The organism is Paenibacillus sp. FSL E2-0201, from assembly GCF_037963325.1.
In the GTDB taxonomy this organism is placed as follows: Bacteria; Bacillota; Bacilli; order Paenibacillales; family Paenibacillaceae; genus Paenibacillus_AQ.
This window is the reverse complement of the sequence record NZ_CP150154.1, coordinates 4310458-4322843: the sequence shown is the minus strand read 5'-3', so window position 1 is coordinate 4322843 and position 12386 is coordinate 4310458. Positions and strand designations below refer to the sequence as shown.

The 12386-nt window shown below is 41.1% G+C and carries 14 protein-coding genes; 10 read left to right on the top strand and 4 right to left on the bottom strand.

Annotated elements, in window-relative coordinates; translation table 11 throughout:
• Position 1 precedes the first annotated feature (1 nt).
• On the top strand, positions 2-136 hold the full coding sequence (locus NSU15_RS19685; protein ID WP_339287347.1) for a hypothetical protein: 135 nt from the start codon (positions 2-4) through the stop codon (positions 134-136).
• 64 nt (positions 137-200) lie between these two features.
• Here the strand turns inward: NSU15_RS19685 and NSU15_RS19680 are convergent, their stop codons facing one another.
• Complete coding sequence (locus tag NSU15_RS19680) at positions 201-2051, bottom strand: FAD-dependent oxidoreductase (RefSeq protein ID WP_339287346.1); 1851 nt, start codon at positions 2049-2051, stop codon at positions 201-203.
• 250 nt (positions 2052-2301) lie between these two features.
• On the opposite strand from NSU15_RS19680, the gene NSU15_RS19675 reads away from it, so the two are divergent.
• Positions 2302-2835 carry a PadR family transcriptional regulator gene (locus NSU15_RS19675; RefSeq protein WP_076120734.1) on the top strand — a complete coding sequence of 178 codons (534 nt, stop codon included), beginning with the start codon at positions 2302-2304 and terminating at the stop codon, positions 2833-2835.
• Between the two features lie 86 nt (positions 2836-2921).
• Complete coding sequence (locus NSU15_RS19670; protein WP_339287345.1) at positions 2922-3452, top strand: hypothetical protein; 531 nt, start codon at positions 2922-2924, stop codon at positions 3450-3452.
• A gap of 103 nt (positions 3453-3555) precedes the next feature.
• Here the strand turns inward: NSU15_RS19670 and NSU15_RS19665 are convergent, their stop codons facing one another.
• Positions 3556-4821 (bottom strand): alkaline phosphatase, encoded by a 1266-nt coding sequence (locus NSU15_RS19665; protein ID WP_076120730.1) that lies wholly within the window; start codon positions 4819-4821, stop codon positions 3556-3558.
• Between the two features lie 124 nt (positions 4822-4945).
• The gene (locus NSU15_RS19660; RefSeq protein WP_339287344.1) at positions 4946-5554 is read right to left on the bottom strand and encodes an isoprenylcysteine carboxylmethyltransferase family protein; all 609 of its coding nucleotides are present in this window, start codon (positions 5552-5554) and stop codon (positions 4946-4948) included.
• Between the two features lie 106 nt (positions 5555-5660).
• Here NSU15_RS19660 and NSU15_RS19655 point away from each other — a divergent pair, with 106 nt between their 5' ends.
• Positions 5661-6194: a peptidase M56 gene (locus NSU15_RS19655; RefSeq protein ID WP_339287343.1), complete on the top strand. Its 534-nt coding sequence runs from the start codon at positions 5661-5663 to the stop codon at positions 6192-6194.
• Here NSU15_RS19655 and NSU15_RS19650 read toward each other — a convergent pair.
• Positions 6164-6712, bottom strand: coding sequence for a MepB family protein (locus tag NSU15_RS19650; protein WP_339287342.1), 549 nt, complete (start codon positions 6710-6712; stop codon positions 6164-6166). The genes NSU15_RS19655 and NSU15_RS19650 overlap by 31 nt on opposite strands.
• A 210-nt stretch (positions 6713-6922) precedes the next feature.
• Here NSU15_RS19650 and NSU15_RS19645 point away from each other — a divergent pair, with 210 nt between their 5' ends.
• The 6 genes from NSU15_RS19645 to NSU15_RS19620 all read left to right on the top strand — a co-directional run bounded on the left by NSU15_RS19645 (position 6923) and on the right by NSU15_RS19620 (position 12339).
• Positions 6923-7132, top strand: a complete 210-nt coding sequence (locus NSU15_RS19645; RefSeq protein WP_339287341.1) for a cysteine-rich CWC family protein — start codon at positions 6923-6925, stop codon at positions 7130-7132.
• Between the two features lie 74 nt (positions 7133-7206).
• Entirely contained in the window at positions 7207-7776 is a 570-nt protein-coding gene (locus NSU15_RS19640) for a hypothetical protein (protein ID WP_339287340.1), read from the top strand.
• A gap of 139 nt (positions 7777-7915) precedes the next feature.
• Positions 7916-8539: a TetR/AcrR family transcriptional regulator gene (locus tag NSU15_RS19635; protein WP_076120727.1), complete on the top strand. Its 624-nt coding sequence runs from the start codon at positions 7916-7918 to the stop codon at positions 8537-8539.
• Positions 8540-8584: 45 nt separating this feature from the next.
• The gene (locus NSU15_RS19630) at positions 8585-10924 is read left to right on the top strand and encodes an ABC transporter permease (RefSeq protein WP_339287339.1); all 2340 of its coding nucleotides are present in this window, start codon (positions 8585-8587) and stop codon (positions 10922-10924) included.
• A 15-nt stretch (positions 10925-10939) separates the two neighbouring features.
• Positions 10940-11704: an ABC transporter ATP-binding protein gene (locus NSU15_RS19625; RefSeq protein ID WP_042129292.1), complete on the top strand. Its 765-nt coding sequence runs from the start codon at positions 10940-10942 to the stop codon at positions 11702-11704.
• 62 nt (positions 11705-11766) lie between these two features.
• A complete protein-coding gene (locus NSU15_RS19620) occupies positions 11767-12339 on the top strand; it encodes a DUF305 domain-containing protein (protein ID WP_076120724.1) in 573 nt (190 codons plus the stop codon).
• Positions 12340-12386: the final 47 nt, after the last annotated feature.

Below are 12386 nucleotides of genomic sequence, written 5' to 3'. Positions count from 1 at the left end.
CTTGAGCAAATTCAAATATCGTTCAGGGATGAATATCATGTTCATGAATGAGGACGAGTTAATAAGCTTTATTGATCAAGTGAAGACGAATACATATGACATAAGGGACCGTCGCATCACAGAAATGAACAATTAATAATGTAACCCGGCGGGCACGGCCTGCCGGGTTTATTTTACATACATTTATTTGATCATATGAACTAGATTCGTCTAGCTAATTCTGCACCCTCCCAAATCGCATTAAGTGCTCTGCGAGCTTGCACAGCGTCACCAATTACATGATAAGGAATGGCATTTTCCTCCAAGAAGTCCTGAAGGGTTTGCTTGTTGAGGGCACGTGAACCTACTGCAATTACTACATAATCGGCTGGCAAGCTGTGAAGCTCCCCATCTTTTTCAACCAGTACACTATCCTTGTGGATCGCCATACACTTACTGTTAGTCATTAATGTAACGCCATGGCCATAGAGACTTTCCATTACACAGATTTTACGAAGGATTCCCAGATCATTTGCTACATCGGCTTGCATTTCAACAACGGTGATTTGATTTCCACGTTCAACCAGCAGCTCAGCGACCTCAAGACCGACTAATCCCCCTCCAATAATAACGACTCGGCCTTCAGGATGGGCTGTTCCCCATAATACATCATGTGAATTCACAACATGACCACTCAGAACGCCTTCTACTGGAGGAATAACAGGGGCGGATCCGATTGCAAGAATGACTTCATCCGGACTAATTTCTTGGATAAGTGCTGGAGTAACCTCTGTATTCATTCGAATTTCCACACCTTCACGTTTAGCGGCTTCTCCCATATTTAGAGCGGCGGCGGCCATTTCTTCTTTACGCGGTGCGGCACCGGCGATATAAAGCTGTCCGCCAAGAATGTCATTCTTTTCGCATAATATCGGAGAATGCCCACGCCGTTTCAGGGTGACTGCTGCTTCTAATCCGGCTGGTCCACCACCGGCAATAAGCACTTTCTTAGGCGTGCTCGTTGGTTGCAATTCATATTCACTTTCCCGTCCGGTTGCAGGATTAAATACACAGCTGATGAAAGGCACTTTCGGATTCACGAATCCATCGAAGCAGCCTTGATCACAGCCCACACATTTAACAATCGTGTCCGTACGTCCAGCTAATGCTTTATTACAGAATTCAGGATCTGCCAATTGAGCGCGGCCTATGGCTACGAAATCAGCTAGTCCTTCGGCAATAATCCGATCCGCAATCGCCGGATCATTAATACGTCCTACGGCGATAACTGGGATGCTAACTACGGATTTAATTTGTGCGGCATTATCTACATTGAAGCCTACGGGTAGATCAATTGGAGGTACTTCATATTTAATAGCTGTGCCTGCTGGAACGCCGCGCGATACATTAATAGCATCAATACCAGCTTCCTCAGCCAGCTTCGAGAAGAGCTTCATATCTTCCAGTGTTAGTCCACCCGGTAGATCCTCGATCGCTGAGATTCTCATCAAGATAGGGAACCCGGGTCCAACCGCTTCTCGAATGGCACGGATACACGCGAGCGGAAAGCGACAGCGATTCTCCCAAGAACCCCCGTACTCATCCTGACGGAAGTTCATAGCTGGGCTTAGAAATTGTTGCGGCAAATAACCATGACCGGCATGGAATTCCACACTGTCAAAACCAGCTTTTTTCGCACGTGAAGCAGCCTCTGCGTAAGCTTGAACCATCTCGCTAACTTCGTGAAGCTCCAGCTCTCGGGGAATATGAGTGACACCCTCGAAAGGAACAGGAGACGAGGAGACTTGAATCAGGTTAGGAGTTACTTTCCCTCCATGCCATAACTGAAGACAGCTTTTGCCGCCTGCATCACGAATAGCTTGAGCTAGTAGGGTCATGCCAGGAATGAATTTATCATCATAAATGGCTGGAGCATCATCAGAAGCAGCCGTTGGGTGAATAGTTGTTACTTCAACTGTATTTAAGCCGTTACCGCCTTTTGCGCGTGCAACATGGTAATCAATCAAGCGCTCGCTGACATAACCACCCGGAGCGTTCATTTTTGTTCCCATGCAGGTAAAATGACCCGGTTCTTGAGCTCCATATTTCCGATCGTACCTTTGCTGAACAAATGTGCGAATTCCATGAAATAACTTCCTCTCTACACTTAGGTTAAAAATAACTAGGTTATTTTAACCTATATTATCGAATGGGGTGATAAAAGTATGTGCATAAAATCACGAAGTATTTGGCACAAATGCAGTCCTTGAGGTAAGATAAGAAAATGACCGGAAATGAAGTCCGGTAGTTCGGAGGATGAACATGGATATTGAAGTCTTGATTCTGGCTCAATTAATGAAAGGGTCAAAGCATGGTTATGAGATTAAAAAAAACATTATTTTCGTAATGGGTAACGATAAAATCGTTAATAATAATTCGCTGTATCCGAAGCTGAAATTGTTTGAAAAGCGAGGTTGGGTAATTAAGAAAACGGAAATGCAGGAAAACCGGCCTAAACGGTATGTGTATTCGATCACAGCCGAGGGTGAGGAGCGGTTTCATATCTGCTTGAACGAATTTACGCTGGAGACTATTCGTATTGATAATGAATGGTCTATTCGTCTTGCTTATTATGAGCTACTGGATCAGGAGGCCCGCCGAAGATTACTTGATTACAGAGAGACTTACATGAAAGAGAAGCTGGAACATTTACAACAGCTATCCCTAGTGCTTGGGAACGGTGAAGATTTGGTTTACTCTGAAGAGCTATATTTTTATACCCGTAGTATGGTATTACATGAGCTAGAGTTAATTCATATGCTTTCCCATAAACTGGACTCCTTGGATAAGCATTGATCCGTATGACAGATATCTTACATACACACCTCGATAACATTGTGAATGAATGGTACATTTGATATTGGGATAGAAGGGGGCTTTCCATGAGAAAAGAATACTTATTAACCCTTAGTCTTGTGTTTCTGTTTATTTTCCCAGCTTGCGATCGAGAACAGGCCAGCGATACTGTAATTAAGGAAGTAACGGTTACATCTAAAGGGAGAGTAATTCAATCTATCGTGATGCCACTTGACAAGAACACTGATTTAGAAGAAGCTAGTGCATCTTTCCAAAGCCTTACGGCTGACCGGGATGTTTCAATTCCCTATGTGAAGCTTGGAGAAATCATACAAATCGAATTTAGCGATACAGCTCCAGACAGCTACAATTTGACAGAATATATTTTGAGAGATGATGGCACTTTTAAGTATAAAAAAGAAACAGCAACGCCGGTAACTGTTGAATTTGAGGATAAGACAGCTACTTTTAAGCTCGATTCGAATATGGCGTCTTTTCTTAGTTCAGATAGTAAGGATTATGAAGCAGGGGCAACTATAAGGGGATTTCGACTGACAGGTGAGTGGGTAGACCAGACCAAGGAAATCACGTTTGTTGTTCGGACAGATGCTAAGTAGTTGTGGAGATCATAGAGTGTAAGGGAAAACCTAGGATTGTGGTTCATCAATGAAAAAAGACTAACCAGAAAGTCTGGCTAGTCTTTTTTTCTGTCCGATCTTATTATTTCACTTTAAGGCCCATGGCTTGGGCGACCTTAGTAAATACTTCAGTGTTTTCGTAGATTCCAGTAAACAACTGAGCATTTTTACCCATGGCTGTAATAGGAATATCTACTGCTGTATGGCCCGAGGTCGTCCAGTCCACTACAAAATTCTGTTTGGAATTAGCGATGGCAAACGGACCATCCTCTTTGGAAATACCGTCGCCTGACTCATCTTCAGCATCCACAGCTTCAATAGAGAACCCGCCTGTTTCATGGTCAGCGAGAACTAAGACAAGGGTATCGGGATTTTTTTTAGCAAAATTTTTGGCGACCTGTACGGATTTATCCAACTCTTGCCCCGCTTTAATTGTCATCTTGGCGTTGTTTTGGTGTGCAAATTCGTCAGTACCTTCTTCTTCAACCATCAGGAAAAATCCATTTTTATTTTCTGCAAGCGTGTCTATCGCTTTTTTCGTCATTTCAGGCAAGGATACAACCGGATTATAAATATCTCCTTCACCCTCTGGCTTTTGCTGGAACATTTCCTCGTTAGCAAATAACCCGAGAAGCTTGCCGCTTTTCGCCTTTTGCATATCTGTTTTGTTCGTTACATAGGAATATCCAAGCTGCTTAGCTTTTTCTACAAGATTACCTTGAGTACCCTTACTCTTCTCTGAAGGATCTTCAGTAGGCTCATCCGCGAACGTTCCTGGATTTCCTGCCGGATACCAGAAATCTTCGCCTCCACCGAGAAGAACGTCAACTTTGCTCTTGGTTAGGAGCTGCAGAGCGATATCACTTTGTTTGGAGCGATCTTCGACATGAGCGCCGAAGGCAGCGCCTGTAGCGTCTGTAATTTGACTTGTAGTTACAACACCTGTAGATTTTCCTGCTGATTTTGCATATTCCATAATGGTTTGGACGGACTTTTTATCTGCATCCATCCCGATGGCTCCGTTATAAGTCTTGACTCCGCTGGCATAAGCTGTGGCTGAAGCAGCTGAATCTGTAACAGGGACAGTGGAGCTTGTATGAATGAGTCCGGCATATGGCATAGAATCCATCGCTAGATTTCCTTTTTCACCTACTGTAGCTAGGCGGATGGCATTGCGCTGGGCAGTTCCCATCCCGTCTCCGACAAACAGAATCACATTTCGTGTGTTTGATGAAGCTGCATTGGCTTGATTAGGGGCATGCGTAATGACTACGTTGGAAACGAAGAGAGCAGTTGCTGCAGTTGCTACAATGGCCGTCTTAACGCCGTGCTTTTTCGGTGATTTCATAATTTCCCTCCTAATGTATGTTTACAACCTCATACTATAGTAATTACATTAAGAGAATGTTTTCGTTACTTGTAAAAAATGTAAAAAGCGCTGTTGAATATTTGATTTTGCAGTTGGAAGGGTTTCAAAATAAAATATATCTAGGTGTACGATTACAATATTTAATATATTCAGCTCCGAATACGGACTTTAAGTGCTGTTCTTCCTGAAGTATAAGTAAATGTATGGCGACAATGTTAAGTAGGAATATAATTAGTGTTAATAGATTTGGGTACATAAGATATAATCCCAGAAACATGAGATCAAAACCGACAAATGCGGCGTTTCTGCTAAATTTATATATACCATGCGTGATGAGTTTTGTTACAGTAGTCTTATCAATCCCAACTCTCCATGAAGTGCGCATAGCAATCATTGCTTGAATAAAAATGAAACATCCGAGGGCCGCTACCCCAACCCCGAAAAAGTGAATGACGGGATTATCAAACTGCTCACCGACTAGTGTAACTATGTATGACTCAGCTAAGGAGAACGCAAACCACGTTGCACCCCATACAAAAGTGGTAATCTTAACGAATAGCTCGGTATAATGAATCTTGGCTAGTTTTTTACCTTTTGCTAATACATTTCCTTTAATATGGTTCTTCTTGTATAGGATAACGAGCTTCATAAGGTAAGAAATAAGGAAAATGCAAAAAAGAATGAGAGATAGGATATTTTTTAGATTATTCATTGTATTTCCTCCTCACTAATACATATGAATGATTGCTCATATGTTTATCTATATCTTATTTCTTCATGCTGTGCGTGTCAACCCAATATTACTTCAGGAGGATAACGTGTTAAGAACAGTGTATAAGAAATGGTGGTTATGGGTGTTGGTTATAGCGGTTATTGCATTAGGAAGTACTGGAATCGGAATGCTTGTCAAGCGAGCGGGGGTTTCAACATATACTTCAAAAGAGTATAAGGTCTCTTTGAAGTATCCTTCCGATTGGGTAAAGAATCCAGAATATGATGAAAAATATCAGGGGGAAAACGGATTCTTTCAATTATCCGCTTTTTCTGGTGAGAGGTTATCCATTGATGATGTAGCAAACATGGATGCATTTCATCAACTGAAGCCTTATGGCTCCGATCCACAAATCATTGAGATGAAAATGCAAGGGCAGAAAGAAAAGAAAATAGAGGCGCGTTTGATTGTGCCTTCTGCTGATCAGGTAGAGGAATGGAACCATCAGGCCGCTATTATCATGAAATATCCAGAAGCTGTGAATATAGGAGATGTCTTGTATAATTATTTTATTTTATGGGCGGATATAAAGCATGTGGAGGATATAGGTCAGACTGTACGATTTTCTGGGAAACCGTAAAGCATTTGCGTACGAAGAAAGTCCAGTGGCTTATCTGCTGGGATCTCTAAGAAATATTCCAACTGCCATTTTTGTGTCTTTTGAGCCTGACGACTTGTGGGAGTATCCCATGGCGGGTACACACGTATTGCTCTTTTTCCACCTTCGCCTTTATTAGATAATATATCTTGGTTAGCTAGGGCTGCTTTTGGAAATACAAATTGACCAAAGTGATTTTCCTTGCGTGTACTTATAACGAAGAGATCGGCAGGATCAGATATGTCATAAGGTTGAATCGGCCCATCTCCAGTTCTCTCCCATAACGTCACAAACTGCCCGATCTTTGTAGGTGTGATTTTTGCAACACGGAATCTAATGGATAGCGCGTTTAAATTAAACATATACGCACCATATTCAGCATTGTGTGTTTCATGAATGAGATCAGAGCAATCAAGATTGCAAGGGTTATATACAAGTTCCTGGGTAGCAAGTAGATCACTATGAATAATATCTGAAGAGCTTTGTTTCTTAAGTCTCATCTGTTCAAATCTCCCGGTTGAGTCCCATTGAAACTCCTAATGCTCACTATCTTAATGCAAGAATAGCGAGTTCACAAGCGTGAACAGGGCAGATGTTCCGGAGTCGTTTATTTTTGAAGTATACTCAGATAATTGTAGAGGTATTGCAGAGAGTGAGTTTTTTTAATATAAAGAGCGCTATTTAAATGATCTATGGGGGAGTTATAGGCTTTGGATATAAAGAATAAACAAGTTGAACAACGGTATTGTCCATTATGTAAAGAATTGAATTATTGTGGTGCTGACAGTGGTGGTTGTTGGTGTTTTCATACGGAAATTCCTGCAGAACTACTAGAACGGGTACCTTTAGAACTGAGAGGCAAAGCCTGTATTTGTCAAAGATGCGTAGAGGCGTTTAAAAAACATCAACCGGAAATTTAACTAACTCAAGACGAAAACAGTAATTATATTGTGTATACTTAAATAGTAATATAAAAAACATATGGGGGACACAGATGAGAAAGCCTATAATTGCAGTTGATATGGATGACACGATATGCCATCTAGTCAAACGAGCTATATACCATAACAACAATGATTTCCCCACTCATGTACTGAAGTACGAGGAGATGCTTGATTGGAATACGGACCATTTACGTCATCCAGATTGTACACAAGAGGTATTCTATGGGCGGCCTGGTTTATATGAGGAGCTTGAATTGTTCGACGAACATGTTGTAGGTGAAATGCAGAAGCTTCACAACGCTTATGATGTTATTATCGTTACGGCGGCCCAGCCCCAGGCAGTTGTTGAAAAATGGAACTGGCTGCAGAAGCATATGCCGTTTATTCCCCTAGAAAATTTCTTCCCTTGTAAGCGAAAGAATCTTATTAATTATGATCTTCTGATTGATGATGGGGTTCACAATTTGGTTCCTGCATTGCAGGACGGAAGGAAAGTACTTTGTATTCCTCATCCATGGAATTTGAGAGCTCGTGAACAATACGGATTGCCGTTATTGACCTCATGGGAAGGTGCAAAAGAGAAGATTGATGAAATATTGGGAACTCAAGAGAATCGTTGAGCTGTGGAGAGTTGTTCACTTAGAACAATTCTCTTTTTTTATGTTGTTATTCAAGAAAAGCAGTATTGACACGATGAATTAATTGTATATAATTGGAATAGACCGACGGTCGGTCTACGAAGAGGAGGACTCGAAATATATGAGGATTTCAAAAGAACCGGAAGAACGCAGAAATGAAATATTAGATATAGCAGAAATGCTTTTTTTTACTAAAGGCTATGCGAGAACTACAGTGAACGACATCTTGCAGGAGATCGGGATTGCCAAAGGTACGTTCTATTATTATTTCAAGTCGAAGGAGGAGGTTATGGATGCGGTGGTCATGCGATTCATCGATGCTGGAGTGGACGCTGCCAAGATCATTGCTGCTGATTCAAAGCTCTCCGTACATGAAAAGCTGCTTCAAATCATAATGGCGCAGAAGCCTGATTCGGAGAGAAAAGGTCAGATGATTGAACAGTTTCATCAAGCTGAGAATGCACTAATCCATCAGAAAAGCTTGGCTGAAACTATTTTGAAGCTAACGCCTGTATTAACAGAGGTGATTGAGCAGGGAATCGAGGAAAACTTGTTCCACTGTCCCTATCCTAAAGAAACGATGGAATTTCTGTTGGTCGCCTCACAATTTCTGTTTGACGAAGGGATATTCAAATGGGAACCGGAAGAGATCATTCTCAAAATTCAGAGCTTTATTTATATTATGGAGACTACATTAGGCGCTGAAAAAGGAAGCTTTTCTTACGTAACGCAAATGTTTGAGTAAGGTTCGAACAAGGAGGATGAATGTGACGCAGGGGAGAGATCGTCAATGCTGCTACAAATTGTGAAAAAAGATTTTCAAAGGAATAAAATCATAACGATCGTCTTATTTATTTTTATGATGTTATCGGCTTTGCTTGCTGCCTGTGCTTCTCAAGTCATTATGGAATTGTCCGGTTCTTTAAGTCATTTGCTGGATAAATCAAAAGCTCCCCATTTTGTTCAAATGCATGCTGGTCCAATAGATAACGCAGTTATTCAACAATTCGCCTCTACAAATCCACTTGTTAAGAATCAACAGACAGTAGAAATGCTAAGGATAGATGGCTCGAAGATTGTCTTGGGTAACAGCAATAAGTCGGAAGAGAACAGCGTAATGGATATAGGTTTTGTTAAGCAGAACCCATCATTTGATTTGCTGCTGAATTTAGAGAATCAAGTGATTAGGGTATCTAAAGGAGAAATCGCAGTTCCTATTTATTATAAAAAGCAGAATGATCTGAACATTGGTGATCAGGTAACCCTTTCCAATGGACAGTTAGATCAAAAATTTATTGTTACGGATTTTGTCCGTGACATTCAAATGAATCCAGCAATTGTTAGCTCTAAGCGCTTTGTTGTAAATGACACGGATTATAATGCACTTAAGAAGAATCATGGAGAAGTTGAATATCTAATTGAATTTCAAATCACCGATTTAAGTAGACTTAGCGAGTTCCGAAATACCTATCAATCCTCAGATATGCCCGGTAAAGGACCAATGATAGACTATCCTTTGTTTAAGACGCTGAATGCGCTGACAGATGGGATTATTGCAGTTGTCATTATTTTAGTAAGCATCCTTCTTATGATGATTGCCACCCTATGTTTAAGGTTTACGATGATCGCGACCTTAGAGGAGGATTACAGAGAGATTGGCGTCATGAAAGCAATAGGAATCTCACAGCGAGATATTAGAAGGATCTATTTGGCAAAATATATGGTGATGGCAGCATGCGCCTCACTGCTAGGATATTTATTATCTTTGGGTGTGGTGCGATTGTTTACAGCGAATATCACCTTGTACTTGGGGACTGCTCCGAAAACGATCCTTCAGCCTATTGTTCCCGTCTTAGCGGTCGGTTTGATCTTCGGGATGATTGTGTTCTTTTGCAGAGTTATTCTTAGAAGGTTTAATCGTATAACAGTAGTAGAAGCTTTAAGGTCAGGGACTGTGGGAGAGATGAAAGGCAATACACGTAGATTGGATCTGAGTAAGCGCAAGCATCTAAATGTGAATCTTTTTCTTGGCCTAAAGGATGTTTATGGACGCTTCACCATGTTCGGATTGTTATTCTTCGTATTTGTGATCTGTTTATTTATCATTCTTGTGCCAGTGAATATATTGAATACTCTTCAGTCCCCACGGTTTATTTCTTATATGGGTGTAGGTCAGAGTGACATGAGAATAGATTTGCAGCCATCTGATCAAATAGAGAAGCGATTTAATGAACTGATAACGACGCTACATAAGGATCCAGACATACTTAAGTTCTCACCATTAATTACTTCTCGATTTAAAGTGCTAGGCAGTGATGGGGTATGGGAGAACATCAATGTTGAAACAGGAGATTTCTCTATTTTTCCGCTCACCTATGTTAACGGAGGAACCCCTGAAAGTGGAGATGAGATTGCTCTTTCTGATCTGAATGCCAAGGAATGGAACAAAACGGTAGGGGATAGCGTTATTCTGGAGGTGGATGGCGCTTCGAAAAAATTGACGGTTAGCGGGATCTACCAAGATATAACGAACGGTGGTCGAACTGCAAAAGCCCGATTACCTTATAACCCGAAGTCCGTGCTATGGTATATCGTAGCTTTAGATGTGAATCCGAATGTTTCCGTTCAGGAGAAAATGGATCAATATGCAAAGTTATTTTATCCAGCCAAAGTTACTCATCTAGAAAGCTATTTATCTCAGACGCTTGGGAATACGATTCGCCAATTAAAGCTGGTCACTGGCTTATCCATAGCCATCTCGATATCAATTTCAGTATTGATTACAGCTTTATTTCTAAAAATGCTGCTAGCGAAGGACGCCTCACAAATTGCGATTTTGAGAAGCGTTGGCTTTACGTTGGAAGATATTCGAAAGCAATATCAGGTAAGGCTACTATTGGTTTCAGGTCTTGGGATCATTCTTGGAACCTTTGCAGCTAATACCATCGGTCAAAAATTCGTTCAATTACTCGGATCTTTTATGGGAGCATCCAAAATACAGTTTGTAGTTAATCCGGTTGTAGCTTATCTTGTACTCCCTCTTTTTTTCATGCTCATTGTAGCACTCACAACCGTAGTAAGCACGATATCGATGAAGAAATCCAATTTATCTAAACTGATTGTCGAATGAGGGTGAGGTGGTAGTATGTTCATATTAGAGACGAAGGGTTTAAATAAAACTTTTGTAACCGGGCAAGGAACCCCGCAAACGGTATTAAAAGATGTTCATCTACAGGTATCGAAGGGAGAATTCGTAGCTATAATGGGGCCTTCTGGCTCAGGAAAATCAACATTGCTCTATACGATCAGCGGTATGGATCGGATGACTTCAGGAAGTGTTGTTTTTAAAGGGCAGGACATCAGTGGTCTTTCTGAGCGTGAATTAGCTGAACTGCGTTTAAATCAAATGGGATTTATTTTTCAGCAGATGCATCTTTTAAAAAACCTGACTATTCGCGACAATATCATCTTATCCGCTTATCGAGCTAAAATTGTTAGTCGTAGAACCATCAATAACAGAGCCGCTGAGTTAATGAGAAAAACCGGGATCTCCGCACTCGCTGAGCGTGATATTACACAAGTGTCGGGTGGACAACTGCAAAGAGCGGCGATCTGCAGGTCAATCATCAATGAGCCTGATATTCTATTTGGTGATGAGCCGACAGGTGCACTGAACTCTAAAGCTGCTAGTGAAATTATGGAGATATTAATAGATATTAATCAGACAGGTACAACGATTCTACTGGCTACGCATGATGCGAAAGTCGCTGCTCAGGCAGAGCGTGTCCTATATATGCTGGATGGCAGTATAGCTTCTGAGCACAGGCTTGGAAAATTTAATCGATTAAATGGTGACTTAAAAGAACGGGAAGAGAAGCTGGCTGCCTGGTTGTTTAAATTAGGATTCTGATTGTTCTAGGATCATACCTATAATGCTTTTCATACACTATCCAAAAAGGAGTTATGCTCTTTATGGATAGAAACCCTAAACTAAGCAACGTGACCCAAGCTTATCTGAATGAATTCTGCAAGATACTCCAAACCATGATTAGAAGGATGACAAGTGTCCCCCTCTTATGTAGCATTTCCAATACCTTTATTCGGCAGATGATTCCACATCATCTAGCAGCCATTGAGATGTCTCGGAATATTCTTAGGTACACGACAAATCTGGAGCTGCAGAGCATCGCTACAAATATCATTTCAGCACAAACTAAAAGTATCTCCAATATGCAAGCTATTCAGTGTAAATGCAGAATGCTGACAAATACAGATTTCGAACGATCTCAGTATATGAAGAGGTTCGAGAAAATAGCGCAAACTATGTTCGCGGAAATGGGATCTGCAGCTGTAACCAACGGAGTGAATGCTAATTTTGTACGAGAGATGATTCCTCATCATGAAGGTGCTGTGCGAATGTCAAATAACGTTCTTCAGTTCAATATTTGCCCAGAGCTCAAACCAATTCTGTATGCCATTATAACAACCCAATGCGAAGGTATTAAGCAATTAAAAAATCTATTAAATCAACTCGATCATTGCTAATATAGCCTTATCCATTAAAGCGATTGCTTACCCCGGATCTCCGGATC